The 26,027-nt window shown below is 71.2% G+C and carries 24 protein-coding genes and 1 pseudogene; 12 read left to right on the top strand and 13 right to left on the bottom strand.

Annotation, left to right across the window (positions count from 1 at the left end; all coding sequences use genetic code 11):
- Positions 1-225 precede the first annotated feature (225 nt).
- The 3 genes from L3078_RS39775 to L3078_RS39765 are packed head-to-tail and all read right to left on the bottom strand — an operon-like array spanning position 226 to position 3,676.
- Positions 226-975, bottom strand: coding sequence for a succinate dehydrogenase/fumarate reductase iron-sulfur subunit (locus L3078_RS39775; RefSeq protein WP_239759077.1), 750 nt, complete (start codon positions 973-975; stop codon positions 226-228).
- On the bottom strand, positions 972-2,939 hold the full coding sequence (locus L3078_RS39770) for a fumarate reductase/succinate dehydrogenase flavoprotein subunit (protein WP_239759076.1): 1,968 nt from the start codon (positions 2,937-2,939) through the stop codon (positions 972-974). The genes L3078_RS39775 and L3078_RS39770 overlap by 4 nt, the downstream gene beginning before the upstream one ends.
- Positions 2,940-2,941: 2 nt before the next feature.
- A complete protein-coding gene (locus tag L3078_RS39765; RefSeq protein ID WP_239759075.1) occupies positions 2,942-3,676 on the bottom strand; it encodes a succinate dehydrogenase in 735 nt (244 codons plus the stop codon).
- Positions 3,677-3,769: 93 nt separating this feature from the next.
- Here L3078_RS39765 and L3078_RS39760 point away from each other — a divergent pair, with 93 nt between their 5' ends.
- Positions 3,770-4,654: a LysR family transcriptional regulator gene (locus tag L3078_RS39760; RefSeq protein WP_239759074.1), complete on the top strand. Its 885-nt coding sequence runs from the start codon at positions 3,770-3,772 to the stop codon at positions 4,652-4,654.
- 131 nt (positions 4,655-4,785) lie between these two features.
- Here the strand turns inward: L3078_RS39760 and L3078_RS39755 are convergent, their stop codons facing one another.
- From L3078_RS39755 to L3078_RS39745, 3 genes are all read right to left on the bottom strand, one after another.
- A complete protein-coding gene (locus L3078_RS39755) occupies positions 4,786-6,930 on the bottom strand; it encodes a putative bifunctional diguanylate cyclase/phosphodiesterase (protein ID WP_239759073.1) in 2,145 nt (714 codons plus the stop codon).
- Positions 6,927-7,739 (bottom strand): SAM-dependent methyltransferase, encoded by an 813-nt coding sequence (locus L3078_RS39750; RefSeq protein ID WP_239759072.1) that lies wholly within the window; start codon positions 7,737-7,739, stop codon positions 6,927-6,929. Before L3078_RS39750 ends, L3078_RS39755 begins: the two co-directional genes overlap by 4 nt.
- A 258-nt stretch (positions 7,740-7,997) precedes the next feature.
- Positions 7,998-9,002: an SCO0930 family lipoprotein gene (locus L3078_RS39745; RefSeq protein ID WP_239759071.1), complete on the bottom strand. Its 1,005-nt coding sequence runs from the start codon at positions 9,000-9,002 to the stop codon at positions 7,998-8,000.
- Positions 9,003-9,287: 285 nt separating this feature from the next.
- On the opposite strand from L3078_RS39745, the gene L3078_RS39740 reads away from it, so the two are divergent.
- From L3078_RS39740 to L3078_RS39730, 3 genes are all read left to right on the top strand, one after another.
- Positions 9,288-9,911, top strand: a complete 624-nt coding sequence (locus L3078_RS39740) for a hypothetical protein (protein ID WP_239759070.1) — start codon at positions 9,288-9,290, stop codon at positions 9,909-9,911.
- 16 nt (positions 9,912-9,927) lie between these two features.
- Positions 9,928-10,692 (top strand): bestrophin-like domain, encoded by a 765-nt coding sequence (locus L3078_RS39735; protein WP_239759069.1) that lies wholly within the window; start codon positions 9,928-9,930, stop codon positions 10,690-10,692.
- A 223-nt stretch (positions 10,693-10,915) separates the two neighbouring features.
- A complete protein-coding gene (locus L3078_RS39730; RefSeq protein ID WP_239759068.1) occupies positions 10,916-11,443 on the top strand; it encodes a hypothetical protein in 528 nt (175 codons plus the stop codon).
- Between the two features lie 44 nt (positions 11,444-11,487).
- Here the strand turns inward: L3078_RS39730 and L3078_RS39725 are convergent, their stop codons facing one another.
- Complete coding sequence (locus L3078_RS39725) at positions 11,488-11,979, bottom strand: hypothetical protein (RefSeq protein WP_239759067.1); 492 nt, start codon at positions 11,977-11,979, stop codon at positions 11,488-11,490.
- A gap of 346 nt (positions 11,980-12,325) precedes the next feature.
- On the opposite strand from L3078_RS39725, the gene L3078_RS39720 reads away from it, so the two are divergent.
- Positions 12,326-12,997 carry a class F sortase gene (locus L3078_RS39720; RefSeq protein WP_239759066.1) on the top strand — a complete coding sequence of 224 codons (672 nt, stop codon included), beginning with the start codon at positions 12,326-12,328 and terminating at the stop codon, positions 12,995-12,997.
- A 45-nt stretch (positions 12,998-13,042) separates the two neighbouring features.
- Here the strand turns inward: L3078_RS39720 and L3078_RS39715 are convergent, their stop codons facing one another.
- Entirely contained in the window at positions 13,043-13,918 is an 876-nt protein-coding gene (locus L3078_RS39715) for a polysaccharide deacetylase family protein (RefSeq protein WP_239759065.1), read from the bottom strand.
- 146 nt (positions 13,919-14,064) lie between these two features.
- Here L3078_RS39715 and L3078_RS39710 point away from each other — a divergent pair, with 146 nt between their 5' ends.
- From L3078_RS39710 to L3078_RS39695, 4 genes are all read left to right on the top strand, one after another.
- Positions 14,065-14,526, top strand: coding sequence for a universal stress protein (locus L3078_RS39710; RefSeq protein ID WP_239759064.1), 462 nt, complete (start codon positions 14,065-14,067; stop codon positions 14,524-14,526).
- 148 nt (positions 14,527-14,674) lie between these two features.
- Positions 14,675-15,220, top strand: coding sequence for a sigma-70 family RNA polymerase sigma factor (locus tag L3078_RS39705; RefSeq protein WP_239759063.1), 546 nt, complete (start codon positions 14,675-14,677; stop codon positions 15,218-15,220).
- A 155-nt stretch (positions 15,221-15,375) separates the two neighbouring features.
- A complete protein-coding gene (locus tag L3078_RS39700; protein ID WP_239759062.1) occupies positions 15,376-15,891 on the top strand; it encodes a hypothetical protein in 516 nt (171 codons plus the stop codon).
- A 205-nt stretch (positions 15,892-16,096) separates the two neighbouring features.
- Positions 16,097-16,768, top strand: coding sequence for a hypothetical protein (locus tag L3078_RS39695; RefSeq protein ID WP_239759061.1), 672 nt, complete (start codon positions 16,097-16,099; stop codon positions 16,766-16,768).
- A gap of 139 nt (positions 16,769-16,907) precedes the next feature.
- Here the strand turns inward: L3078_RS39695 and L3078_RS39690 are convergent, their stop codons facing one another.
- Positions 16,908-17,777 carry an Fpg/Nei family DNA glycosylase gene (locus L3078_RS39690; RefSeq protein WP_239759060.1) on the bottom strand — a complete coding sequence of 290 codons (870 nt, stop codon included), beginning with the start codon at positions 17,775-17,777 and terminating at the stop codon, positions 16,908-16,910.
- A 222-nt stretch (positions 17,778-17,999) separates the two neighbouring features.
- Complete coding sequence (locus tag L3078_RS39685) at positions 18,000-20,084, bottom strand: SpoIIE family protein phosphatase (RefSeq protein ID WP_239759059.1); 2,085 nt, start codon at positions 20,082-20,084, stop codon at positions 18,000-18,002.
- 108 nt (positions 20,085-20,192) lie between these two features.
- Here L3078_RS39685 and L3078_RS39680 point away from each other — a divergent pair, with 108 nt between their 5' ends.
- Both L3078_RS39680 and L3078_RS39675 read left to right on the top strand, forming a co-directional pair.
- Entirely contained in the window at positions 20,193-21,617 is a 1,425-nt protein-coding gene (locus tag L3078_RS39680) for a lipase maturation factor family protein (protein ID WP_239759058.1), read from the top strand.
- A gap of 152 nt (positions 21,618-21,769) precedes the next feature.
- Positions 21,770-22,444, top strand: a complete 675-nt coding sequence (locus L3078_RS39675; protein ID WP_468165279.1) for a lytic polysaccharide monooxygenase auxiliary activity family 9 protein — start codon at positions 21,770-21,772, stop codon at positions 22,442-22,444.
- A 155-nt stretch (positions 22,445-22,599) separates the two neighbouring features.
- On the opposite strand, the gene L3078_RS39670 is transcribed toward L3078_RS39675, so the two are convergent.
- Entirely contained in the window at positions 22,600-23,082 is a 483-nt protein-coding gene (locus tag L3078_RS39670) for a GNAT family N-acetyltransferase (RefSeq protein ID WP_239759057.1), read from the bottom strand.
- Between the two features lie 48 nt (positions 23,083-23,130).
- Positions 23,131-23,304, bottom strand: coding sequence for a hypothetical protein (locus L3078_RS39665; RefSeq protein WP_177261694.1), 174 nt, complete (start codon positions 23,302-23,304; stop codon positions 23,131-23,133).
- 495 nt (positions 23,305-23,799) lie between these two features.
- On the opposite strand from L3078_RS39665, the pseudogene L3078_RS39660 reads away from it, so the two are divergent.
- A pseudogene (locus L3078_RS39660) lies at positions 23,800-24,296 on the top strand (hypothetical protein).
- On the opposite strand, the gene L3078_RS39655 reads toward L3078_RS39660, so the two are convergent.
- The gene (locus tag L3078_RS39655) at positions 24,275-25,768 is read right to left on the bottom strand and encodes an SDR family NAD(P)-dependent oxidoreductase (RefSeq protein WP_239759056.1); all 1,494 of its coding nucleotides are present in this window, start codon (positions 25,766-25,768) and stop codon (positions 24,275-24,277) included. The pseudogene L3078_RS39660 and the gene L3078_RS39655 sit on opposite strands and share 22 nt — an antisense overlap.
- Between the last annotated feature and the right edge of the window lie 259 nt (positions 25,769-26,027).

The raw sequence follows: 26,027 nt of genomic DNA, 5'->3' as shown, positions 1-26,027 counted from the left end.
CCGCCGTCTGGCCGGGACGCGACCGTCGAGCCACGCGCGGGTTTCCGGCCCCGGAAAACCCAGACGGGGCCGGGGATGAGCACCACTCCCGGCCCCGCCCGTCCGCACGATTCGGCGAACGCTTTTCAACCGCCGTCCACGACAGCGCGCCCTTCAGGGGCGCGGGGAACTGCGCGACCAGCCACAACGAACCCGCGGCCCGAAGACGTCAGGCCCCCGACGGCGCTACCGCTTTCCCGCTTTCCTCGTGGCCCTCAGCCACTCCTTGTTCATACTCGTGATCGACACCAGCGGAATCCCCTTGGGGCAAGCCGTGGCGCACTCCCCCGCGAGCGTGCACCCCCCGAACCCCTCGTCGTCCATCTGCTCCACCATGTCCAGCACCCGCGTCTCCCGCTCGGGCGCCCCCTGCGGCAGCACGTTCAGATGGTTGATCTTGGCCGAGGTGAACAGCATCGCCGCCCCGTTGGGACAGGCGGCCACACACGCGCCGCACCCGATGCACTCCGCGTGCTCGAAGGCGAAGTCCGCGTCCGGCTTGGGGACGGCTGTCGCGTGCGCCTCCGGCGCGGCTCCGGTCGGCGCCGTGATGTACCCGCCGGCCTGGATGATCCGGTCGAACGCGGACCGGTCGACGACCAGGTCCTTGATCACCGGGAACGCCGACGCCCGCCACGGCTCCACGTCGATCGTGTCGCCGTCGGAGAAGGACCGCATGTGCAGCTGGCAGGTCGTCGTCCGCTCCGGCCCGTGCGCGTCGCCGTTGATGACGAGCGAGCAGGCCCCGCAGATGCCCTCGCGGCAGTCGTGGTCGAAGGCGACCGGGTCCTCACCGCGCAGGATGAGATCCTCGTTGAGCGTGTCGAGCATCTCCAGGAAGGACATGTCGGGCGAGATGTCGTCCACCTCGTACGTGGACATGGCGCCGTCGGCGTCGGCGGCCCGCTGCCGCCATACGCGCAGGGTGAGCTTCATGCGTAGCTCCGCTGGGTGGGGTGGACGTACTCGAAGACCAGGTCTTCCTTGTGCAGTACGGGGGCCGTGCCGGTTCCCGTGAACTCCCAGGCGGCGGCGTACGCGAACTCCTCGTCGCGGCGCTCCGCCTCGCCGTCGGCCGTCTGGGACTCCTCGCGGAAGTGTCCGCCGCAGGACTCGGCGCGGTGGAGTGCGTCGAGGCACATCAGCTCGGCCAACTCCAGATAGTCGACGATGCGGTTGGCCTTCTCCAGGGACTGGTTGAACTCCTCGCCCGTCCCCGGCACCTTGATCCGCCGCCAGAACTCCTCACGGATCTGCGGAATCCGCTCCAGGGCCTTCCGCAGTCCGCTGTCGGTGCGGGCCATGCCGCAGAACTCCCACATCAGTTCGCCGAGTTCACGGTGGAAGGAGTCGGGCGTACGGTCGCCGTCGACGGCGAGCAGCAGGTTCAGCCGGTCCTCGGTCTCGGCCAACGCCTCCTGGACGGCGGGGTGTTCGGGTCCGATCCCGCCCTGCTTCGGATGCCGGGCGAGATAGTCGTTGATGGTGGCCGGGAGCACGAAGTACCCGTCGGCGAGGCCCTGCATCAGCGCGGACGCGCCGAGCCGGTTGGCGCCGTGGTCGGAGAAGTTGGCCTCCCCGATCGCGAACAGTCCGGGGACGGTGGTCTGGAGGTCGTAGTCGACCCACAGCCCGCCCATCGTGTAGTGCACGGCCGGGTAGATCCGCATGGGGACCTCGTACGGATCCTCGTCGGTGATCCGCTGGTACATGTCGAAGAGGTTGCCGTACTTGGCCTCGACCGCCTTGCGGCCCATCCGGGCGATGGCGTCGGCGAAGTCCAAGTAGACGCCCTGCCCGCCGGGCCCGACGCCCCGGCCCTCGTCGCAGACGTTCTTCGCGGCGCGGGAGGCGATGTCACGGGGGACGAGGTTGCCGAAGGAGGGGTAGATCCGCTCCAGGTAGTAGTCGCGCTCGTCCTCGGGGATCTGGTTCGCCGGGCGCTGGTCACCCCGCGCCTTCGGCACCCAGATGCGGCCGTCGTTGCGCAGCGACTCGCTCATCAGCGTCAGCTTGGACTGGTGGTCGCCGGTGCGCGGGATGCACGTCGGGTGGATCTGGGTGAAGCACGGGTTGGCGAACAGCGCGCCCCTGCGGTGCGCCCGCCACACGGCGGTGGCGTTGGAGTTCATGGCGTTGGTCGACAGGTAGAAGACGTTCCCGTACCCGCCGCTCGCCAGCACCACGGCATCGGCGAAGTACGTGTCGATCTTCCCCGTGATCAGGTCCCGGGCGATGATGCCGCGCGCCCGCCCGTCGACGACGATCAGGTCGAGCATCTCGGTGCGCGGGTGCATCTCCACGTTGCCGGCCGCGATCTGCCGGCTGAGGGCCTGGTAGGCGCCCAGCAGCAGTTGCTGGCCCGTCTGCCCCCGGGCGTAGAAGGTCCGGGACACCTGGACGCCGCCGAAGGAGCGGGTGTCGAGCAGCCCGCCGTACTCGCGTGCGAACGGCACGCCCTGTGCCACGCACTGGTCGATGATCTCGACGGAGATCTGCGCGAGGCGATGGACGTTCGACTCCCGGGCCCTGAAGTCGCCGCCCTTGACGGTGTCGTAGAACAGCCGGTGGACCGAGTCGCCGTCGTTGCGGTAGTTCTTGGCGGCGTTGATGCCGCCCTGCGCGGCGATGGAGTGGGCGCGGCGCGGGGAGTCCTGGTAGCAGAACTGGACGACGTGGTAGCCCTGTTCGGCGAGCGTGGCGCCGGCCGAGCCGCCGGCCAGGCCGGTCCCGACGACGATCACCGTGTGCTTGCGGCGGTTGGCGGGGTTGACCAGCTTGGCCTCGAAGCGGCGCTTGTCCCAGCGCTCGGCGATCGGTCCCTCGGGGGCCTTGCCGTCGACGACCGGGGCACCGGTCGCGTAGTCCACGTAGGCGGAGTACTCGGAGGATGTGGTCATGGTCAGCTCACCACTCCGGTCATGACGGCGACGGGTACGGAGACGAAGCCCACGGTCAGCACCAGGGCGAGGACGTTCGCGGTGGTCTTCAGCGCGCGGTCGCGGGTGCGGCTGCCGGCGCCGAGGGTCTGCGCGGCGCTCCAGAAGCCGTGCCGGATGTGCAGGCCGAGCGCGAGCACCGCGACGATGTAGACGACGTTGCCGTACCAGGTGGAGAAGGTGTCGATCACGTTCTGGTACGGGTGTCCGGCCTGGAAGCCGCCCGGGTGGACGGTGCCGGTCGTCAGGTCGAGGATGTGCCAGACGATGAACAGGCCGAGGATGACGCCGCCCCAGCGCATGGTGCGGGTCGCGTAGCTCGCCCGGCGCTTGCTGTGGACGTACTTGGCCGGCCGGGCCTTGATGTCGCGGCGGCTGAGCTGGTAGGCGGCCGTGGCGTGGGCGACGACGGCGGCGACGAGCACCACGCGGACGATCCACAGGGCCCACTCGTAGTGCAGGAAGGGCTCGCCGAGGGTGCGCAGCCAGTGCGCGTAGCCGTTGAACTCGTCCGAGCCGAAGAAGATCTTGAGGTTGCCGAGCATATGGACGACCAGGTACGCCAGCATGATCAGTCCGCTGACGGCCATCACCGTCTTCTTGCCGAGGGAGCTGTCCCACACCGAGCGCGCCCGGGACGGTTTTCGTGCCGACCGTTCCGCCCGCTCCGCCCGTTCCGTCCGCGTTGCCAGAGCCATGCCCATGACGCTAGAGCGGCCTCACCCCATCGGTCCAAGACATGAAACAGCTCGTTTCGATAGCGGGAAACTATCGTCCCGTATCGTGGAGGGATGCAGTTCCAGCAGCTCCAGTACTTCGTGGCGGTGGCCGAGACCCGGCATTTCACCCGCGCCGCCGAGCTGGTGCATGTGGCGCAGCCGTCGCTGTCGCAGCAGATCAAGGCGCTGGAGCGGGAGTTGGGGGCGGACCTCTTCCAGCGGGCGCGCGGCAACATCACGCTGACCGACGCCGGTGAGGCCCTGCTGCCGCTGGCGCGGCGCATCCTCGCCGACACGGACACCGCCCGGCACGAGGTGCAGGAGCTGGCGCAGCTGCGGCGGGGCCGGGTCCGGCTCGGCGCGACCCCGAGCCTGTGCACCGGTCTGCTCCCGGACGTGCTGCGCGCCTTCCACGACCGCTACCCGGGCATCCGCCTGCTGATCGAGGAGGGCGGCTCGCACGACCTCGTACGCCAACTCGCGCGCGGCGCGCTGGACCTGGCCCTGGTGGTCCTCCCGCTCCCCACGCCCTCCCCCGCGCTCACCACGGTGGAGCTGCTGCGCGAGGACCTGGTGGTGGTCTCCTCCCCCGACGCCCCCAAGCCCGGCAACGGCCGCCGCACGGTCCGTGTCCCCGATCTGGAGGGCGAGCGGCTCGTGATGTTCCGCCACGGCTACGACCTGCGGGAACTCACCGTCGCCGCGTGTCGCTCCGCGGGGTTCGAGCCGGATTTCGCGGTGGAGGGCGGGGAGATGGACGCGGTCCTGGGGTTCGTGCGGGCGGGATTGGGCGTGGCCGTCGTCCCGCGGATGGTCGCGACCCGCTCCGGGCGGGGCCTGCGGGTGACCCCGCTGGCCCGGCCGGGGCTGCATCGGACGATCGCGCTGGCCCACCGCAGCGATGTGGCTCCGCCTCGGGCCGCGCGGGAGTTGCAGCGGATGTTGGTGGAGCGGTGAGCCGGGGCCTCGGCCTGGGTCCCGGTCTCGCCGTGAGTGGTGCGGCCGGTTCGGGGCTGCGGGTGCGTCGTGGCTGGTCGCGCAGTTCCCCGCGCCCCTGAAGGGACGAACCGGTGGCCGAAAAGACCCCCCTATCCCGTCGCGTCCACCAAAGCCAGTTCGTGCAGGCGGTCCGGGGGGCCCGGGCGGGCGTAGTACCAGCCCTGGGCGGTGTCGCAGCCGAGTATGCGGAGTTGTTCGGCCTGGGCACCGGTCTCCACGCCCTCCACGGTGACCGCGAGGTCGAGGCTGTGGGCGAGGGAGACGATCCCCTCGACGATCTTCAGATCGACGGGGTCGGCCGGGAACTGCTGCATGCTCTGGGTGAAGGACCGGTCCAACTTCAGGACGCGGACGGGCAGTCGGCGCAGGTTGGCGAGGTTGGAGTAGCCGGTGCCGAAGTCGTCGAGGGCGATGTCGACGCCCATCTCCGAGAGCCTGCGCAGCGGTTTGAGCAGATCGTCGTCGGCGCCGATCAGGGCGGACTCGGTGACCTCCAGGCACAGGGCGTCGGGGTCGAGGCCCGCGCGCTCCAGGATGTCGACGGTGTCCTGGACCAGTCCGGGGTGGGTCAACTGGCACGGCGACAGATTGACGTTGACGCGCAGCGGCCCGGTGGCCCCCGTGCCCCCCTGGCGCTCCTGCCACTCCCTGGCCTGGCGCACCGACTGCTCCAGGACCCAGCGCCCGAGCGGCACGATCAGTCCGGTGCGCTCGGCGAGCGGGATGAACCGGTCGGGGCCGAGGACGCCGTGCTGCGGGTGCAGCCAGCGGACCAGGGCCTCGGCGCCGCGCACCGTGCCGTCGCCGAGGTGGACCAGCGGCTGGTACTCGATGAAGAACTCGCCCCGGTCCAGGGCGGCGGGCAGCGCGGTGGTGAGGCCGTGCCGGGTGATGGCGCGGGCGTCGGCCTCGGCGTCGGCGACCTCGTAGCGGTTGCCGCCCGCCGACTTGGCGCGGTACATCGTGATGTCGGCGCTGCGCAGCACCTCCGCCGGGCCGCGCTCCCCCGCCGGGCCCTCGACGATGCCGATGCTGCCGCGCACGAGCAGTTCCCGGCCGTCGATGCGGACGGGGGTGACCAGCGCGTTCATGATGCGGTCGGCGAGTTCGTCGACCTCGCGCTCGGTGTCGGTGCCGGTGGTCAGCGCCACGAACTCGTCGCCCCCGAGGCGGGCGACCATCTCGCCGGGCGCGGTTGCGCAGGACTGCAGCCGGTCGGCGACCTCGACGAGCAGCCGGTCGCCGGCCGCGTGCCCGAGGCTGTCGTTGATGGTCTTGAAGCCGTCGAGGTCGAGGTAGCAGAGGCCGAAGCGCTGGCCGTCGCCCGCCGCGAGGGCCTTCTCCAGGCGCTCGAAGAACAGGGTGCGGTTGGGCAGTCCGGTCAGCGCGTCGTGGGTGGCCTCGTAGCGGAGGCGGAGGTTGAGCAGCCGGCGCTCGGTGGTGTCCTCCATGAGGGCCAGCTGGTACTGCGGCCGGCCGTCCGCGTCCCGCAGCAGGGAGACCGTCAGATTGGTCCACAGGACCGTGCCGTCGGGGCGGGAGAACGCCTTTTCGGTGTGGTAGTGCTCGCGCTCGCCGCGGACCAGCTCGTCGTAGAGGCGCCAGACCTGCGGCGCGTCGTCGGCGTGCTTCCACTCGGGGACCGGCCGGCCGCGCATGGCCTGCTCGGTGACGCCGAACATCCGCAGCAGCGCGCCGTTGACCTGGAGGACGTTGCCGTCGAGATCGGCGATGCCGATGCCTATGGCGGCGCCCTCGAAGACGGCGCGGAAGCGGGCCTCGGTGGCGTGCAGCGCCCGGGCGACGGCGCCCTGGGCCTCCAGCGCCGCGCGGGCGATCGCCTCCTGCTCGGCGAGGGTGCGCTGCCGCAGTGCCTCGGCGTATCCGGCGGCCATCGCGGACTGCAGTCGCGCGGCACGGGCGCGCAGGTCGTCCTGGGGTCCGTCGCCGCCGCAGTAGAGCACCAGATAGGCGTCGACGCAGTCCAGGGTCCGGCTGAGCGCCTCGGGTTCGGTGCAGTGCGCCGCGACGAGATCGGCGCCGACGGCCCTGCCCTCCTCGGCGTCGTACGTCCTGGCCCGCAGCGCCTCGCTGAGCCTGCGGGCCAGCGGCAGGAGTTGTTCCTCGAACTCGGGCCGGGTCAGCGAGGTGGAGGTGGCGGGGAAGACCGCCCGGCTCCAGATCGTCGCGAACCTGCGGAGTCTGTCCTCCGGCCCGTCCGGCTCCGCCCTCACGCTTTGGTCCCCACGCCGGCGAACTGTGCGTAGGCGTACGGATCGTCGTCCTCGGAAGCCGTGTCGGGCCGCCACTTCGCCATCGGCACCACTCCGGGTTCCACCATGTCGTACCCCTCGAAGAACCGCGCGACCTGGTCGGACGAGCGCATGGTCAGCGGATTGCGAATGTTCCGGTACACGTCCACCACGCCCGCCGCCCGCTCCTCGGGCAGCGGGATTCCCTCGCGGCAGGCGTGCGAGACGACGAGCAGGCTGCCCGGCGCGAGCGCGTCACGCAGCTCGGCCACCGCTCCGTACGGGTCGTCCGTGTCCTCCACGAAGTGCAGTATGGCAACCAGAAGCAGTGCGACCGGCCGGTTCAGGTCGATCAGTTGCCGGACTCGGGGGCTCTCGAGGATCTCGCGGGGCTTGCGGAGGTCGGCCGCGACCACATCCGTGTCGTCGTTCCCCTCGAGAACGGCCTGGCTGTGTGCTACGGCGACGGGGTCGTGGTCGACGTACACGACGCGTGCCCCGGGGCTGGCCTCCTGGGCGACCTCGTGCACGTTTCCGAAGGTGGGGATCCCGGATCCGATGTCCAGGAACTGGGTGACGCCCGTGTCGACGGCGTATCGCACCGCGCGGCGCATGAAGGCGCGGTTCGCCTGCATGATCTTGGGCAGACCGGGCACGAACTCCATGGCCCGGCGGGCCGCCTCGCGGTCGACCTCGAAGTTGTGCGAACCGCCCAGGTAGTAGTCGTACATGCGGGCCACGGACGGCATCGAGATGTCGATGCTCCGCGGCGCCCAGGCGGGACGCTCCATCAGTGTTCTCCAACGCGTCGGGGGTGGCGTAGGCGATCCGGTGTTCGAGCTGAGGCTACTGATCGTCCGCCGAAGGAGCGAGCGAAAACGGAAATTGACCGTCCGTTCAAAGCCGCTGCCGATGGCACATGCCCAACCACCGCCCCGCCCATGCCTGTTCGACCCCGGGCATGCCAAGCGGTCCACCCCCTCCGGTGCGGTGCGGAGGGGGCGGACCTGGATCGGCCGCGCTGGTGCGGTGCGTGGGGAAGACGCGGCCTACTTGTCGGCGCCGATCGGCTCGCCGTCTCCGTTGATCGCGAACCAGGTGCCGCCGACGCCCTGGCCGTTGGTGTCGCCGGGGGCCTTGTCGTTGGCGAAGGTGTAGAGCGGGATGCAGTTGATGGTCTGCTGCTTGATGCCGTCGGGGCGGTCGAAGACCGTGTAGCCCTTCAGCAGGATGCCCTTGGTGTCGTTCTTGTCGACCGGGGCGACGACGGGCCACTTGTCGAGGCAGTCACCGACGCACTTGGTCGACATCGGCCACTGGGTGTCCTTGAGGAACCGGTAGACCGTCATGCCGTTCTTGTCGACGACGATCTCGCCGAGCTTGGGGTCGTTGCGGGTGGTCAGACCGGCCTGCTCGACCGCCCCGGCACCGTTGCCGTTGCCGCCCGCGCCGGCTCCGCCGCCGCCCTTGACGGAGGCCTTCTTGCCGTTGGGGGCCGACGCGAACCATGTGCCCTTCAGGCCCTGGCCCTTGATGTCACCGGCCTTGGTGTCCTTGGCGAAGTAGTACATGGGCCAGCCGCCGACCGTCAGCTGCTTGGTGCCGTCGGGACGGCTGACCTCGCCGAGCAGGGCCTTGTCGACACCCTGGGCGGCGGTGGCGCCCGAGGCGGGCACCGGCGGCCAGGTGGTGGCGCACTCGCCCTCGCAGGTCGTCTTCGGCGGCTCGAACGAGTCCTTGTCGAAGCGGTACAGGGTGCGACCGGCGCTGTCCGTGAGGACCTTGCCGTACTCGTCGCTGTTCCACACCGTCAGCTGGCCCGCGGAGGCCGCCGTGGTGGACTGGGCCTGCTCCGAGGTGCCGGACCCCGCCGCGCCGGCGCCGGCCGTACCGGACCCGGTGCCCGCGATGGTGCCCGTGCCCAGCGTCGGGGTGGAAGCGGCGCCCACGTTCTGCGCGGACGTGGACCCCTGTTCCTGACCGCACGCCGTCGTCAGCACCAGTACAGCCGCAGCTGTCGCTACGAGTGAGGCGCTCCGCCAGGAGGTCTTCATTCCAACTCCCCGTGTATCCGGTGGGTGTTGCAGCGCCCTACTGCGCCGCTTGCTGGCCCTAGGTACGCGTGGGAGTGCCTGCTGTGTTCAACGCGGGAGGAATTTCTTTCGGAAGTCTGTGTCGCGGTGTTCGGCGCGGCGTGCGGCGCGGCCTGCGCCGGTATCGAAAAAGGGGTCAGCGCCGGGCATCCGCACTCAAACATTCGGGGCGCGCTCTTCGCTCTTTTGGAGCAATCCCTCCGTCCTCCCGCGTACGCGGGCGCGCGAGCACGGATGATCTCCGACGTGCAAGGACCCCAGCGGACCCGATCCGCTCTCGCCCTACGGCTGTCGGCCCTGCTCGCACTGACCTGGCTCCTCAGCGGAACTCCGAGCGGCACGGCGGTCGCGGACGCCTGCGCGTACGCCACCGTCGGCCCGGGCGGCGGGGGCGGGGTCGCCGTGGCGATCGGGAGCACCGACTCCTGCGAGCCGACCCCGTCGCCCACGCCTCCGCCCCCACCGACCCCGTCGTGTCCGCCGGAGCCGACGCCCACCCCGACGCCTCCGCCGCGGCCCGAGCCGCCGTCGCCCACGCCCACCCCTGAGCCCACTCCGGACCCCACCCCGGATCCCCCGCCCGCCCCGAAGCCGACACCGCCCCCGCCCCCGAGGCCCGCACCGCCGCCGCCTCCGCCACCACCGCCCGTCAGGGAGGCGCCCCGGCCCGTCCCCGCCCCGACCCCCACGCCGAAGCCGAAACCCACGCCGAGCCCCCGCCCGACGGTGTCGCCGACGCCGGTGAGCTATCCGCCGTACCGGGCCCCGTCCCACTCGCGGGCCAAGCGCTCCGGCCCGTCCCTCGTCTCCCTCGCCCTGCTCGTCACGGTGCCCGCGGTGTTCGCCGCCGCCGCCCTGCGTCCGCGCTGATTCCTGGAGGAACCTCTTGTCGGAATGGCTTGTTCTCACCCTCGCGATGGGGGCGGCCTGTCTGGTCGTCCTCATCGTGGCCGTAGTACGGCATCACGCCGCACCCGCGGACGAGGACCCGTCCGAGACCCCGGACGTCATCGAGTACATCACCATGATGATCGGCGTGGTGTACGCCATCGTGCTGGGCCTGGCGATCGCCGGTGTCTGGGAGGCCCGCAGCGCCGCCCAGGACCAGGTCCAGGCGGAGGCGCAGGCCCTGCACGAGATCAGTGAGCGGGTGCGGGTGTACCCGGAGGACGTGCGCGACCGGATCCGCGCGGACATCGACGCCTATGTCGGCCACGTGGTGACCACCGAGTGGAAGGTCATGGCCGAGAAGGGCGAGGTGACCGAGCGCGGCACCGAACTGTTCGACACCGTGCGCCACGAGGTCACCGACTACGAGCCGCGGAGCGACTTCGAGGCGCAGGCCTACCAGCCGTTGCTGGACCAGGTAGCCGCGGCCGACGCCGCGCGCGGCAGCCGCGCGGAATCCACCGGCGAGACGATGCCCGGCGTGGTGTGGTTCGGCCTGATCATCGGTGCCGTCGTGACGGTCGGCATGGTGTTCGCCCTGCAGATCCGGCGCACGGCGCGCGAGCTGATCCTCGCCGGGCTGTTCTCCGCCCTGATCGCGTTCCTGCTGTTCCTCGTCTGGGACTTCGACGCGCCCTACAGCCGGGGCCTTTCGGCCACCGCGGATCCGTTCCTCGCCCTGTTCCCGAACGCGGGCGACTGACCGTCCTCCGCGCCCGGCCCACGGCCGGGGGACGGCGCCGCACCGCGCCCGTCCCCCGGCCGTACGCATGCCGGTCCCCTGTGCGGAGCACACGCGTGCCCCATTCGCGCTACTGCGATCGCGCCGACCGGCGCGCCTTCTTAGCGTTCGGTCATCGAGGTGCATCTCAGGCGCAGGCGGAAACGGTCCGCAGCAGGCTCCTCGGGGACCCGGAGGCTTCACCATGCGCGCGATACGCGTCGCCTCGGCCGTTCTGTCGGCCGTGACCGCCCTCTCCGCCCTCTCCCTGGCCGCCCCCGCCGCGCACGCGGCACGGGTCAGTGACCTCACGTCGTTCGGCTTCGGGGTGACGCCGTCGGCCGTCGTCCCCGGCGGACAGGTGATCCTGCGCGTGGACGGCTGCCACCGACGGACGACCGTCTCCTCGGGAGTCTTCGACGCCGTCACCATCCCCCGGGGCCAGTCCTCGGCGACGGCGACCGTCGACCGGGACGCCCGGCCCGGCACGGTGTACGAGGTGACGTTCCAGTGCGGCGACGAGATCGGCCGGACGGATCTCACCATCGTCGGCGGCCGGCCCACCCAGCACCCCACCCTCCACCCCTCCCGGGGCTCCCACGCCGGGGCCGGCGGCACCGTCGCGGGCTTCGACCTCTCGGACATCGGCCTCGGCGCCGCGCTGGTCGCCGGGTCGCTGGGCGTGGCCTGGCACTGGTCGCGCCGGCGCCCCGAGGACGGCGGCCACTCCTGACCGCCGCCCGCGGGGCACCACACCCTGTTCCCGTCGGCCCGGGCTCAGATCTTGTTCTCGGAGCGCCGCCGCATCCAGAAGACGCCACCGCCGACGACCGCCGCCGTCACCAGTCCGCCGCCGATCGCGATGTCGGTGGTGGTGGCCCCGCTGGAGCTGCTGCCGCCGAGCCCGCCGCGGACACCGCCGATGACGGTGAAGACGCCGGTGAACGTCTTGCGCTCGCCCTCGCAGTGGGTGGTGACGCTGTACGAGCCGGGACTGGCGTCGGAGTTGACCCGTACCGTGGCCGTGGCGGTCGTACCGCCCATGGAGGCGAGGTTGGTGGTCGGGAAGGCGTTCGAGCTGATCGTGCTGCCGGCGGTCGCGCACGCGTCACCGCCCTTGACGGTGAGGACGAGCTGCCCGCCACGGGCGATGACGTTGGGGGCGGCCGTGACCGAGCTCGGTTGGTCCCAGGCGGCGGCCGTCGGCGCGGCGACACCGACCAGGGCGGCCGCGGCGGCCGAGGCCGCCAGGACACGAGTAGTACGCATGTGATCCTCCGCGGAAGACGCCCCGGGTCCCGTCCCCGGTCGATCGGCGAGAAAGCGTCTCCCGGAACGACCCTCAGATGCCGTGCGCGGGGCCGCATTTCGGGGCTGGTCCGTCCTGGTGAGCCTCGGTGAGAGGACACGCCGGGGATATCTCCGCATGATCGGATATCACCGCAGGTCACGGACCGTCAGAAAATTTCCGGCGGGCTGCGGACCCGGATGGCGCACAACCCCGCCGCGCCGCCACCCGTTCGTACCCGCCCCCGTCGCCGTCGCGCCGCGGCGCGCTTAGCGTTTTCGTACGCGCGACGCACACGGTGACGGCCGTGTCGAGAGGGGATGGCGAATGTCTGCGTCCGAACCGGCCGAGGCCGAATGGGAGGAGCGGCGCACGAAGCGCGCTCCGTGGGGCGTGATAGCGCTTGTTCTGCTGACCGGTCTCGCTCTCATTCGCAACGGCTCGGGGGAGTTCGACGTGGGTCCGCCGCAACCCGCGTCGGCGGCGGCCGCCGACAGCCGCAGCACCCCGCAGGACACGTTCGCGCACGCCCCGGACCCGCTGCCGTACGCCATGGTCGACCGGGTGCGGATCCCGTCGATCCAGGTGGACGCGCCGGCCGTGGCGGTCGGGCTGGACGCGCAGGGCTGGGTGGACGCGCCCCCGGCCCGCGACCCGAACCTGGCGGGCTGGTTCACCGGCGCTGTCTCCCCCGGGGAGAAGGGCACGGCGGTCGTCGTCGGCCATGTCGACAACGATCAGGGCCCCGCCGTGTTCTACGGGCTCGGGGCGCTGAAGAAGGGCGCGAAGGTCGAGATCCGGCGCGCGGACCGCAGGACCGCCGTGTTCGAGATCTACGGCGTCGAGGTCTTCGCGAAGAACGACTTCCCCGGCGACCGGGTCTACGGGAACAGCGGGATCCCCGAGTTGCGGGTCATCACCTGCGGGGGCGGTTTCTCCAAGCAGAACGGCTACGACGGGAACGTCGTCGTGTTCGCCCGCCTGGTCGAGGTGCGCTGAGCGCTCCCGCCGGGCGGGCGAAAGCCTGGGGACGTGATCGGGTCCTTATACGTACTGCCGCTGCGGCACCGTGACGCGGTAACCGTCCTCCAGCAGCTCGGGCAGGTAGGCGCGCAGGGCCGCCACGCTCTGCGAGCGGTCGCCGCCCGCGTCGTGGGAGAGCACGACGACTCCGGGAGCCGCGCCGTCCTCCACGCGCTCGGCGATGGTGCGCGCGCCCGGCCTGCGCCAGTCGAGGGTGTCCACGGTCCAGCCGAGCGGCTCCATCCCCAGCTCGGCGCCGAAGCGGAACGCGGCCCGGTTCCAGGCACCGTAGGGGGCCCGGAACCACAGCGGCGGTTCGCCGTACGCCTTCTCGATGATCTCGCTGGTGCGGGCCATCTCCGTGTGGACCCTGGAGCGGGAGAGGGTGGTGAGCAGGGGGTGGGACCAGGTGTGGTTGCCGACCACATGGCCGTCGTCGGCCATCTCGCGCAGCAGGTCCTGGTGCTGGACCGCCATCTCGCCGCAGACGAAGAACATCGCCCGGACGTCGTGGTCGCGGAGGATGCGCAGGATGTCCGGGGTGTAGCGGGGATCGGGGCCGTCGTCGAAGGTCAGCACCATGCTCCGGCCGCGGCCGTCCACCCGCAGGAACGGCTCGCGTCGGACGCCGGCCGGGACGAGTGTGCGGCGGCGGGTGCGCGGGCCGTACCCGGCGATGGGCTCCAGACGGTACGCGGAGGGCTCGAGCGCGGGCCGACCCGCCGGACCGGCGGCCGGGGCGGGGGCTCCGGCCGGTGCGGGGCCGGAGCCCCCGTCGCCGAGGAGCAGGGCGGCGGTGCCCGCCGAACCGGCGGTGCCGAGCAGGGCGGCCCCGCCGGTCAGCAGGCGGCGACGCGTGAACATGCGGCGTCCCGTGGGCATCTGATCCTTCGTCATGACTCATCAGTCGACCAAGGCGAGGACGGCGCACCACCACGACACCAAGGCGGCGGCATGGAATCACACGATGAGAGTAGTTTTCCGCGCCCCTGCTGACCGCCCGGCGCACGCCGGAGGACGGATGCTCGGATAGCCTCGCGACCGTGACCGATCAGCAAGCACACCGGTTCGAACGCGGCACCGACGGACCCAAGGTGATCCTCGTCGGACTGGACGGTTCCGACACCTCCCTGCGCGCCGTGGCCTACGCCGCCGGTCTCGCCCGCCGCCAGCACGCGCTGCTCGCCATCGTGTACGTGCAGCCGCCGCTGGCGACGAGCGCGGCGCTCGGGGTGCCGGTGGCGGGGACGACCGAGGAGATCGCCGAGCAGCTGGTGGCGGAGATCCGGGAGGCCGCCGAGCAGGTGAAGGGCGTCTTCGAGGTGCGCTGGGAGTTCCACACCTTCCGCGGCGACCCGTACGGCGGCCTGGTGACGGCGGCGGACCGGCTCAAGGCGGACGCGGTCGTGGTGGGCGCCTCCCAGCAGGCCGGTCACCGTATCGTCGGCTCGGTCGCCCTGCGTCTGGTGAAGGCGGGCCGCTGGCCGGTGACGGTGGTGCCGTAGATCCGCGGCGGGGGCCAGGGCCCCGACGGCGGGCCGCCCGTGGGGGCGCCGACCGTTCGTCGCACCGTTCGTCGACAGGTTCGACCGCCCGCCGCACATCCGTGACCGCCCTCTGTCCCCGCGCGGCGCCCCGCGTTCCCATACGGCCATGACGGCCGGAACCACGATCACCAAAGGGACGACCGCCGAACGCGAGCTGGCCGAGCTCCAGCGCGAACACGGCCGCCCCCTCTTCGCCCTGCTGCTGCGGCTCTCCGACGGGGACCGCCATCGCGCCGAGGACCTGGTGCAGGAGACCTTCGTGCGCGCCTGGCAACACCCCGAGGCGCTGCGCGCCGACGACTTCGACTCCGTACGCCCCTGGCTGCTCACCGTCGGGCGGCGACTCGCCATCGACGCGCGACGGGCCCGGCAGGCGCGCCCCGCGGAGGTGGGGGACGCGGTGCTGGAGAACGCCCGAGTGATGTCCGATCACGCCGAACGGTCGGTGGCGACCCTCGATGTACGGGAAGCTGTGAAGACACTCACTCCCGAGCACCGTGAAGTACTGGTGCAGGTGTACTTCCAGGGGGCGAGTGTGGCGGAAGCCGCCGAAGCCCTCGGGATCCCGCCCGGTACGGTGAAGTCCCGCGCGTACTACGCACTGCGCGCCCTTCGCCGGGTGCTTCCTGGATACGCGGCCGACCTGCGGTGAAACCCATGGCCGAGTCAAACCTCCGTAAAGCGCCTTGCTGAGGACCCCTGTTGAGCAATCAGCTGTCTTCTATCCGTGTTCCGGATGGGGGCCGGGGCCTGGTCTCCAGGCCCGGGGTCGGGCGACGCGCACGCACCGGAGGAAGGCAGGAAGGGATGCTGCACAGAGGTCAAGAGAGCACGGACGGCGCCGGCGGCGGCGAACTGGCCGTCCCGATGGCGTGGTTCTATGCCGAGTACATCGCGGAGGAGCTGCTGCGGACGGGCGACCTGATGCCGCCGACGTCCTTCGAGTTCCGTGCGGGGCGGGAGGCCCTGGCGCTGACCATCTTCCTCTCGGACGCGGGCGGTGAGCTCTCCGGCATCCGGGTCGTCACCCAGCTGGAGACCTGGCTCTCGCTGACGGCGTACGACCAGCCGTGGCAGGACTGGGTGTGCGAGCGCATGGCGGACTTCACCGCCGAGGCGCTGGAGTCGGGCGGCCCGTCCCCGGATCTGGAGCTGGCGGCCGCCGCGTGGCGCTGGCTGGAGGAGACGGAGCTGCTCGCGCCGGACCTGGACGCGGTGCCGGGCGGCGGTGCGGGGCTCGGAGAGGACGACGGCCCAAAGGTCTGGACGCCGGCGTGGCGGCTCGGTCTGCCGCTGGGGCACTTGGCGATCCACCTCTTCTAGCCGGGACGCCCCGGGTCCGGGTGTCGGCTGTCGACGTGTCCCGGCCTTGGTGAACCAACTTTTTCGGTTCCGGACCAATCCGCCCGGCGGAGGGCTCCGAATCTTTTGGTTGGCATTGTCGCGGGGCTTGAGTGATTCGCCGGTCTGGTCCGTACCGGTGGGGGCAGGAAGCAACCCCCACCGCACACCGGCCCGAGGAATTGCCATGTGGTCCCAGGATCGTCATCACGACGTCGGCGCGTACGCGCTGGGCGTGCTGGACGAGGTGGATTCGTTCCACTTCGAGGACCATGTCCGCGGCTGCCCGCAGTGCGCGGTACAGGTCACCGAGTTCCGTCCGGCTGCCCGCCAGCTGATGTTGTACCGCAACGCGACACCGCGTGCCGTGCACCCGTTCGCGGCGCCCGGCCCCCGGATGCTGGGTCGGCTGCTCGACGAGGTGGCCGCGCGCCACCGGGCCAAGCGCAGGCGCTGGCTGTTCGCCCTCGCGGCCTCCGTGGTCATCGCGATCGGCGGTCCCGCCGTGGCCGTTGTCGCAGGTCAGAGCGAGGCTCCGAAGACCGCAGTCACCACGGTCGCGGCCACCGACGCGAAGACGGGCGTGTGGGCCGAGGTCAAGGCAGAGGAGCGGCTCTGGGGCAGCGACATCGAGCTGAAGGTCAAGGAGGCCGACGGTGCCCACGCCTGCCGGCTCGTCGTGATCGGCAAGGACGGCTCCGAGGAGACGGCCGCCAACTGGAAGTCCCCCGAGGGCGCCGACAAGGCTGCCGAGATGGTGGGGGGCACCGCCATGCAGCTCGAGGACATCGACCACTTCGAGGTACGCAGCCAGGACGGCGAGCTCCTGGTGACCATCGAGGCCCCGGCCGCGCGCTGAGCCGGTCCATCGGCCCCGCGCGGGCCCCGGAATCCGCCCCTGTTCCACACCCGAGTCCGCCGAGGATTGGTCCGTACCTTCAATGGTTGCGGATCATGACCGGTCGTCGGTTCCGGGCTGTTCGATCACTCGACCGGGGCTACTTGAGCAACCGTGACAGCCGTCGGTCGGCGAGGGGTTTGCCACCCGTCTGACAGGTCGGGCAGTACTGCAGCGAGGAGTCGCTGAAGGAGACCTCCCGGACGGTGTCACCGCACACCGGGCAGGGCTCGCCGGTACGGCCGTGCACCCGGAGTCCGCTCTTCTTCTCCGCCTTCAGCCTCCCGGCCGCCAGCCCCCGGGAGCGCTCGACGGCCTCAGTGAGCGTGGTGCGCAGCGCCCCGTAGAGGTGCCGGACCTCCTCCGGCTTCAACGACGAGGCCAGTTTGAACGGCGACATCCTCGCGGCGTGCAGGATCTCGTCGCTGTACGCGTTCCCGATCCCCGCGATCAGACCCTGGTCCCGCAGCGCGCCCTTGATCTGCCGCCGCTCCCCCGCGAGCAGCCCGGCGAAGCGGGTGACGTCGAAGTCGTCGGCGAGGGGGTCGGGGCCGAGCCGGGCGATGCCGGGGACCTCCGCCGGGTCCCGTACGAGGTGGACGGCGAGCCGCTTCTGCGTCCCGGCCTCGGTGAGGTCGAAACCCTCGCCGGTCTCCAGGGCGACCCGCAACGCGAGCGGGCTCTTGCCGCCGGGTCTCGGCGGGCCGTCCGGCAGCCGGTCCTTCCACTGGAGCCATCCGGCTCGCGCCAGATGCGTCACGAGATGCAGCTCGCCGCCGTCCGCCGCGAGGTCGAGGAACTTGCCGTGCCGCCGTACGCCGGTGACCTCCCGGCCCTCGAGGGCGCTCAGGGGCGGGTCGTACGTCTTCAGCACGCTGATGGCCACGGGCAGCACGCGGACCACTTCATGACCGACGAGCTTGCCGACCAGGAAGTCCCGGAGAGCCTCGACTTCGGGCAATTCAGGCATACCCCCAGAGTGCCATGCGGCTCCGCCGGGTGCGGGGGCGGTTCGGGTGCGTTGTCGGCCGCGGCTCCGGTGGGGCTTCTCGCGCAGTTCCCCGCGCCCCTGAAAAGCAGGGGCTGCGCCCCGTGCTTTTCAGGCCCGCAGGGGCCTGGTCTTTTGGGGGCGCGGGGAACTGCGCGAGAAGCCCCACGCACCCGCACCCGCCGACGCACCCGAACCCCCGAGCTATGAGGCGCCGGGCAGCACGAACTCGCACCACACGCACTTCCCCCCGCCCCGCGCCTCCACCCCCCACACATCCGTCAACCGGTCCACCAACAGCAACCCCCTCCCCGACACCCCCGCCTCCCCCGCCTCCCGCCGCCGCGGCAACGCACTCGACGAATCCTCGACCTCCACCCGCAACCGCCGGTCGGACCCCGCTAGCGCCCGCAACGTCACGATCGCGGAGCCCTCCGTGTGCATCAGCGCGTTGGTGATCAGCTCGTCCGCGACGAGCTCGATCTCGTCGGCCCGATCCCGCGCCCCCCACGCCCGCACCGCCGCGCCGATCATGTGCCGCGCCTCGGTGAGCGCCTCCGGATCGCCGGGCGCCACATGCTGCTGGAGCCGCCCGCCGGGCTCCGCGCTGCGGCTGCGGCGTCGCAGCAGCAGAAGGGCCACGTCGTCGTCGCCGCCCCGCTCCTCCGCCACGTCGATGAGCCGGTCGGCGAGATCGTCGACGTCGTCGGGTCCGGTGGCGATCAGCGCCTTCAGCGTCCGCATGCCGTCGTCGAGGTCGGCGCCGGGCTGTTCGATGAGGCCGTCGGTGCAGAGCAGCAGCGTCTGCCCGGGGAACATCTCGACGGTGGCGACGGGATACTCCAGGCCGCCGAACTCGGCGGACAGCCCCAGCGGCAGGCCCCCTTCCACGCCGACCCGGTGGCAGGTGCCGTCGGTGTGCCGTAGCAGCGGGTCGATGTGCCCGGCCCGGACGACCTGGACCACTCCGGTGGACAGGTCGGCCTCCGCGTACAGACAGGTCGCGAAGCGGTCGGTGTCGAGCTCGTGGAGGAAGGCGGAGGCGCGGGCCATCACGGTGGCCGGGGTGTGGCCCTCGGTGGCGTAAGCCTTCAGGACGATGCGGAGCTGGCCCATGACGGCCGCCGCGTGCGTGTCGTGGCCCTGCACGTCGCCGATGACCGCGCCGACGCGCCCGCCCGGCAGCGGGATGAGGTCGTACCAGTCGCCGCCGATGTCCCGGCCGAGCGAGCCCCCGAAGGACGCGGCCCGGTAGCGGACGGCGACGTCGGCGCCCGGGACGCTGGGGATGGACCGGGGCAGCATGGCCTGCTGGAGCCCCTGGGCGAGGTCCTTCTCCTGCTCGTAGAACATGGCCCGCTGGAGGCTCTGGGCGATGCTGCTGCCGAGCGCGATGAGGACGTCGCGTTCCTCGGAGCTGAAGCCGCGCCGGTCGTTGTAGAGGAGACCCATCGCCCCGATGGGTCGGGCCTGCACGATCAGCGGCAGATACGCGGCCGAGGTGATCTTGAGGTCGGTGATGTGCGGCCACAGCAGCGGATAGGACTCGGCGAACTCCTCCGGCGACTCGATGAAGTGCGGGGCGAGGTGCCGTACGACCTCGTTCATCGGGTACTTCACGTCGAGGCGGGTGATCCGGGTGCCGGGCACATAGCTGTCCTGGGGTCCCGCGGCGACCATCCGGACGCGTCCGGCCTCCACCAGGCCCATGACGAGGCTGGTCGCGCCGAGGTGGGTGAGTCCGTCGGTGTCCTCCAGGACGTCGATCACGTCCTGCACGGTCCGGGCGTGGGCCAGGGCGGCCGTGATGACCTGGACGACATTGGTCTGCTTGCGGCGGACCTCGTCGAGGGAGGCCTGCTCGGTGCGGGAGCGTATCTCGCTCAGCTCGCGGGTGGCGTCACGGACGATGCCGATGACGCGGTACGGACGGCCCGAGGCGTCGCGGCGGATGTAGCCCTGACTGTGGGTCCAGCGCAGGGTGCCGTCGCGCAGCCGGATACGGAAGTAGGCGCCGTAGTTCTCGCTGCCGTCCTTGAGTGCCTGCGAGACGAGGGTGTCGAGTCTGCGGCCCTCCATCGGCGGCACCCGCACCGACAGACTCTCGGGTTTGCCGTCGTACTCGTCCGGGCGTAGATCGAAGACCTCGTGGGCCGTGGCGTCCATGTGGAACGCACCGGCGTCGAGGTCCCAGTCGAAGGTGCCCATGAGATTGAGCGCCAGGACGGGGTCCGGGTGGGAGAGCCAGTCGTCCGGGACGTCCGAGTCGCTCGCTCCCCGATCAACCATGGGGCCACTTTGACAGCATTTGCCTGATTATTCGAGTGGAGAGAAGCAGAGGGAAGTGGAGGGATCGGCATCGGACCGGACAGCGTTCCGTTCACTATCGTCGGTACCGTGGACTGGTTCACCGCACCCGACCTCTGGCTGAGCCGCCTGCTCTTCCAGCGGTCCCTGGCCGTGATCTACGCGGTCGCCTTCCTGGGGGCGGCTCTGCAGTTCCGCGCGCTGATCGGCGAGCGCGGCATGCTGCCGGTGCCCCGTTTCGTCGAGCGGGTGCCGTTCCGGCGGGCGCCCAGCGTGTTCCACCGCCACTACTCGGACCGTTTCTTCGCGGCGTGGGCCTGGACGGGCTGTGCCGTCTCGGTGGCGCTGGTCGCCGGGCTGGACTCCCTGCTGCCCCTCTGGGCCGGCATGCTGCTGTGGCTCGTGCCGTGGGTGATGTACCTGTCGATCGTGAACGTCGGCCAGACCTGGTACTCCTTCGGCTGGGAGTCGCTGCTCCTGGAGGTCGGTTTCCTGGCCGTCTTCCTCGGCAACGACGAGGTGGCACCCCCGGTCGTCGTGCTGTTCCTGCTGCGCTGGGTGCTCTTCCGGGTCGAGTTCGGGGCCGGGCTGATCAAGATGCGCGGCGACGAGTGCTGGCGGAAGCTCACCTGCCTGGACCACCACCACGAGACCCAGCCGATGCCCGGCCCGCTCAGCTGGTTCTTCCACCACCTCCCGAAGCCGTTCCACCGCGTCGAGGTGGCCGCCAACCACGTCACCCAGCTCGTCGTCCCCTTCCTGCTCTTCGCCCCGCAGCCGATCGCCACGGCCGCCGCCGCGCTGATGATCGCGACGCAGCTGTGGCTGGTGCTCTCCGGCAACTTCTCCTGGCTGAACTGGATCACCATCGTGCTGGCCCTGTCCGCCGTCGACTTCGGCACGACCGCACCCGAGACCGCCGGCCCGCCGCTGTGGTACGCGGTCGTCGTGCTCGCCGTCGCCGCGCTGGTCCTCTGGCTCAGCTACCACCCGGTCCGCAACATGATCTCCCGCCGCCAGGTCATGAACCGCTCCTTCGACCCGCTGCACCTGGTCAACACGTACGGGGCGTTCGGCAGCGTCAGCCGGGTGCGGTACGAGGTGGTGGTCGAGGGGACAGCGGACGACGTACCGCGCGAGGACTCCGAGTGGCGGGAGTACGAGTTCCGGGGCAAGCCGGGGGACCCGAGGCGCTGGCCGCGTCAGTTCGCCCCGTACCACCTGCGGCTCGACTGGCTGATGTGGTTCGCCGCGCTCTCCCCCGCGTACGCCGGCTCCTGGTTCGGCGCCCTGGTGGAACGCCTCCTGGAGAACGACCGCGACACCCTCCGCCTGCTGCGCCGCTCCCCCTTCCCCGCCGACGCCCCGCCCCGCTTCGTCCGCGCCCGCCTCTTCCGCTATCGCTACACGACCTGGCGCGAGCTGCGGGAGACCGGGGCGTGCTGGGAGCGGACGTACGTACGGGAGTTCCTGCCGCCGACACGACTGACCACGTCGTCCGTGCGCAACCCCTGACCGGGCAACGTGCCCGGTCAGGCCCACGGGCCCCCTGGCTCGCCGCCCGCCCCTGTAATCAACCGCGTCCGTCTCATTGACATCCAACCCAGGATATCTACCGTTGGGAGCGCTCCCATGACAGCCTCGCAACCGGAAGGAGCTCCCCCCACATGCGCACACACAGTCCGTCCACCGGGCGTTCGCGTTCGCCCCTCCGCCGGCCCCTCCAGGCGCTCGTCATGCTGTTCGCCGTGGTCGTCGGCGCACTGACCTGGTCGGCCCCCGCTCAGGCCCACGGCACCATCGTCGGCCCCGCTTCCCGCGCGTACCAGTGCTGGAAGACCTGGGGCAACCAGCACACGAACCCGGCCATGCAGACCGAGGACCCCATGTGCTGGCAGGCCTTCCAGGCCAACCCCGACACCATGTGGAACTGGATGAGCGCGCTCCGGGACGGCCTCGGTGGCCAGTTCCAGGCGCGGACCCCCGACGGGACGCTCTGCAGCAACAACCTGTCGAGGAACGCCAGCCTGGACAAGCCCGGGCCGTGGCGGACCACCACCGTCGGCAACAACTTCTCGGTCCACCTGTACGACCAGGCGTCCCACGGCGCCGACTACCTCAGGGTCTACGTGAGCAAGCAGGGCTTCAACCCCAAGACCCAGACCCTGGGCTGGGGCAACCTCGACTTCATCACGCAGACCGGCCGCTTCGCCCCGGCGCAGAACATCACGTTCCCCGTCCAGACCTCCGGCTACACCGGACACCACATCCTGTTCGTGATCTGGCAGGCCTCGCACCTCGACCAGGCCTACATGTGGTGCAGCGACGTGAACTTCGGCTGAGCCGGGGAGCGCCGGACACGGTTCCGGCCTCTGCCGGGCGCCGGTGATCCGCCGCCGGCCGACCGAGTCCCGCCGGGGCGGGGACCCATGCGGTCACCTGCCCCGACGGGGCTTCCCGCGCTCCGGGCGCCGTCCGGCACCCGGGACCGGTGGCATCACAGGGCCTTGTACATGATGTGCAGCCCGACCAACCCGTCCTTCGGATGCTCGAAGGCGTCGGGGACCGTGCCGATCACGGTGAAACCGAGCGAGGTCCACAGCCGTACGGCGGGGTTGGTCTCGACGACGGCGTTGAACACCATGCCCCGGTAGCCCTGGGCACCGGCTGCGGCGAGGACGTGTGCGGCGAGGGCGCGGCCGAAACCACGTCCGCCGTGGTCGGGGTCGACCAGGAAGCCCGCGTTGGCGATGCGGGCGGCGGGGCCACCGTAGTTGGGGGTGAGGTAGGCGGAGCCGACGACGGTTCCGGTCTCGTCCTCGACGACGAACACGCGCTTGACGGGGGCCATCCAGAGGCCGCGGGCGGCTTCCTCGGAGGTGTCCGGGTCCCAGGTGTAGGTCTCGCCCGCGGCGACGACGCGGTGCCAGAACGGCCAGATGCCGGGCCAGTCGTCGGCGGTGGCTTCTCTGATCTGCATGGGCGTGAGTCTGGCACGCCCATGCAGACGCGATCGCGATCCTCCCGCTCAGTCCACGCTGGGCAGGATGTGGGGCTCGGCGAGGTCGTCCTCGTAGCCCGCCAGCCGGATCGGGGCGGACCTGGCCCACACGTCCAGGCTGCCCAGCTCCTTCTTCGACCGGCCGCCGCCCTCGGTGTGTTCCTCTGGGCGTGGCTCGCGATTCGTCTTCTCTGGTGTCACCGCGCACTCCTTATGTGTCGGGTCACCCTCGGGGCGTCGGCCCAGCCTGCCGCTGTGCGCCTGACGCCCGCTCGGGTCTGAGTCGATGTCAGTACGGACGCGGTGGCGCCGGATTGCCTGGATGTGAGAGCAGGCCGTGGTGACCGGCTTGTCCCGGGACGGACCGTGGGTGTGGGTGGGACCCATATAAGGCTGTCCGTCCGGTACAGAGTAACCAAATGAGCGGGCTGCCGCTCGATGGGGCTGAAAACCAGGGGTAACTGTCTTGTGTCGTTCAGCGCCCAGCAAGCCTTACCCTAAGGCGATTTGACCCATTTGTTCGGTTTCTCATCACCCGTTCGGCTCAGCGGTCGCACCCCGCACCGATCCGACGACCCATCGGATCGCCGTGCTCGGTACGTAGTTCAGGTCCTGTTGGCCGAATCGCAAGCCGACCATGATCTGCTCATGTGTCGCAACGGCATTTCTCGCGGGCGGACTCGGGAGGACCGGCGGATGGAACTGCGCAGCGTCGAGGAGCTCATGGATCTGCTGCACGCCTGCCGGGGCGGCGGCACGACGCCGGACCACCGCCGGGACACCGCGGTCGATCCGCACGAACACGCGCTGCAGACCGCCGCGCTGCTGCGCCGGGGCCGGCCGGCCGACAAGGAGCTGCAGGTGGCGGGCCTGGTGCACACCCTCGGGGGGCTGCTCCGTCCGGGTGACGACACCGGCCACGCCGATCTGGCCGCCGACACGGTGCGGCCGTTGCTCGGCGAGCGGGTCGCCCGGCTCGTACGCCTGCACGCCCTCGGCGCCGACGACCTCGTGCGGCTGCACGCGGGCGGGTCGGGGACGCCGCGCTCGTCGAGGACGTGCTGGCCCTGCGGCACGCGGACGAGGCGAGCTGGATCCCCGGCATGGACGCCGGGGTCCTGGAGGACTGGCGGACGGTACTGGAGCTGGTGTCGGACCGGGCGAGGGCGACTCACCACTTGCCGGGCGCGTAGTCCTTCAGGAAGACGCCGTACAGGTCCTCGCCCTGCTCGCCGCGGACGACGGGGTCGTAGACGCGGGCCGCGCCGTCGACGAGGTCGAGCGGGGCGTGGAAGCCCTCGTCGGCGAGGCGCAGCTTGTCGAAGTGGGGGCGCTCGTCGGTGATCCAGCCGGTGTCGACGGAGGTCATGAGAATGCCGTCGGTCTGGAACATCTCCTGCGCGCTGGTCCGCGTGACCATGTTCATCGCGGCCTTGGCGGCGTTGGTGTTGGGGTGCCCCGCGCCCTTGTAGCCACGGCCGAAGACGCCCTCCATCGCCGAGACGTTGACGACGTACGCGCGTCCGCTGGTCGCCTTCCGGGCGGCGTCGGCCATGACCGGGCGGAGCTTGCTGATCAGGATGAACGGCGCCGTGTAGTTGCACAGCTGGGTCTCCAGCAGCTCCACCGGGGAGATCTGCTCGATGGTCTGCACCCAGGTGTTGCTGTCGACCACGTCGGGGACGAGGCCGCCCGCGTCGATGGCGGTGCCGTCGAGGTGCCGGGCGACGCTGGCGTTGCCCGCGACCAGGGCGAGGTCGGCGACCTGCTGCGCGTCGAGGCCGCTGGTGCCGACGGGCAGCGCGGCGAGGCCGTCGACGGCGCCGGAGTTGAAGGCGCCGATGACGTGGTACGGGGGCAGCTCACCGGCGGGCAGCGGGGCGCTCTCGCCGTCCACCAGGGCGGCGTAGGCGGAGGGCAGGCGGCGTACGGTCTGGGTCGCGTTGTTGATGAGGATGTCGAGGGGACCGGCCTCGGCGACCTGGTCGGCGAGGGCGACGGCCTGCGCCGGGTCGCGCAGGTCGATGCCGACGACCTCCAGACGGTGCATCCAGTCCGCCGAGTCGTCCATGGCCTTGAAGCGGCGGATGGCGTCCTTGGGGAAGCGCGTGGTGATCGTGGTGTGCGCGCCGTCGCGCAGCAGCCGCAGGGCGATGTACATGCCGATCTTGGCGCGGCCGCCGGTGAGCAGGGCGCGCTTGCCGGTGAGGTCGGCGCGGACGTCGCGCTTGGCGCGGTTCACGCCGGCGCACTCGGGACAGAGCTGGTGGTAGAAGTAGTCGACCTCGACGTACCGGGTCTTGCAGGTGTAGCAGGAGCGCGGGCGCTGGAGTATCCCCGCGATCTTGCCCGCCTCGGTGACGGACGACGGCAGGATGCCCTCGGTCTCGTCGTCGATGCGCTGGGCGGAGCCGGTGGCCGTGGACTCCGTGACCGCCTTGTCGTGGGCGGTCTTGGCGGCGCGGCGTTCCTGGCGGCGGCGCTGCTTGACGGTGCGGTAGACGCCGGCGGTCGCGCGGCGCACCGCGATGGCGTCCGGGTGGTCGACCTCCAGCTTGTCGAGCTCCTCCAGCACGCTGAGGCACACGGCGAGCCGTTCCGGGTCGATGCCGGGGCCGTACGCGACCTCGTCCGTGGTCGCGGGGCCGTCCTCTGTCACCGTCATCGCGCTGCCGTTTCCCTGATCACCGCGGCCCGCCCACCGCGTCCGCCACCGAACGCGAAATTGTACGGAGCCCCGCCCCCACTCACCAAAACCCGACCCTGAAGGGGCTGCGCGCCGCCTTCGACCCCCGCTCACAGACTCGGGGCTCCGCCCCGGACCCCGTTCGCGCAGTTCCCCGCGCCCCCATAGGGGCGCGGGGAACTGCGCGAGAAGCCCCACCGGGCGGACGGCTGGGGGTCGAAGGGGCGCAGCCCCTGGA

This window comes from Streptomyces deccanensis, from assembly GCF_022385335.1.
GTDB classification, from domain to species: domain Bacteria; phylum Actinomycetota; class Actinomycetes; order Streptomycetales; family Streptomycetaceae; genus Streptomyces; species Streptomyces deccanensis.
The sequence above is the reverse complement of the archived record's forward strand: the minus strand, read 5'-3'. Positions and strand labels throughout refer to the sequence as shown.

Excerpts from the sequence above, each read along its gene's own strand:
- L3078_RS39775 (WP_239759077.1), bottom strand. The coding sequence starts at position 975 with ATGAAGCTCACCCTGCGCGTATGGCGGCAGCGGGCCGCCGACGCCGAC.
- L3078_RS39770 (WP_239759076.1), bottom strand. The coding sequence starts at position 2,939 with ATGACCACATCCTCCGAGTACTCCGCCTACGTGGACTACGCGACCGGT.
- L3078_RS39765 (WP_239759075.1), bottom strand. The coding sequence starts at position 3,676 with ATGGCTCTGGCAACGCGGACGGAACGGGCGGAGCGGGCGGAACGGTCG.
- L3078_RS39760 (WP_239759074.1), top strand. The coding sequence starts at position 3,770 with ATGCAGTTCCAGCAGCTCCAGTACTTCGTGGCGGTGGCCGAGACCCGG.
- L3078_RS39750 (WP_239759072.1), bottom strand. The coding sequence starts at position 7,739 with ATGGAGCGTCCCGCCTGGGCGCCGCGGAGCATCGACATCTCGATGCCG.
- L3078_RS39745 (WP_239759071.1), bottom strand. The coding sequence starts at position 9,002 with ATGAAGACCTCCTGGCGGAGCGCCTCACTCGTAGCGACAGCTGCGGCT.
- L3078_RS39730 (WP_239759068.1), top strand. The coding sequence starts at position 10,916 with ATGCGCGCGATACGCGTCGCCTCGGCCGTTCTGTCGGCCGTGACCGCC.
- L3078_RS39725 (WP_239759067.1), bottom strand. The coding sequence starts at position 11,979 with ATGCGTACTACTCGTGTCCTGGCGGCCTCGGCCGCCGCGGCCGCCCTG.
- L3078_RS39720 (WP_239759066.1), top strand. The coding sequence starts at position 12,326 with ATGTCTGCGTCCGAACCGGCCGAGGCCGAATGGGAGGAGCGGCGCACG.
- L3078_RS39715 (WP_239759065.1), bottom strand. The coding sequence starts at position 13,918 with ATGACGAAGGATCAGATGCCCACGGGACGCCGCATGTTCACGCGTCGC.
- L3078_RS39705 (WP_239759063.1), top strand. The coding sequence starts at position 14,675 with ATGACGGCCGGAACCACGATCACCAAAGGGACGACCGCCGAACGCGAG.
- L3078_RS39700 (WP_239759062.1), top strand. The coding sequence starts at position 15,376 with ATGCTGCACAGAGGTCAAGAGAGCACGGACGGCGCCGGCGGCGGCGAA.
- L3078_RS39695 (WP_239759061.1), top strand. The coding sequence starts at position 16,097 with ATGTGGTCCCAGGATCGTCATCACGACGTCGGCGCGTACGCGCTGGGC.
- L3078_RS39690 (WP_239759060.1), bottom strand. The coding sequence starts at position 17,777 with ATGCCTGAATTGCCCGAAGTCGAGGCTCTCCGGGACTTCCTGGTCGGC.
- L3078_RS39685 (WP_239759059.1), bottom strand. The coding sequence starts at position 20,084 with ATGGTTGATCGGGGAGCGAGCGACTCGGACGTCCCGGACGACTGGCTC.
- L3078_RS39675 (WP_468165279.1), top strand. The coding sequence starts at position 21,770 with ATGCGCACACACAGTCCGTCCACCGGGCGTTCGCGTTCGCCCCTCCGC.
- L3078_RS39670 (WP_239759057.1), bottom strand. The coding sequence starts at position 23,082 with ATGCAGATCAGAGAAGCCACCGCCGACGACTGGCCCGGCATCTGGCCG.
- L3078_RS39655 (WP_239759056.1), bottom strand. The coding sequence starts at position 25,768 with ATGACGGTGACAGAGGACGGCCCCGCGACCACGGACGAGGTCGCGTAC.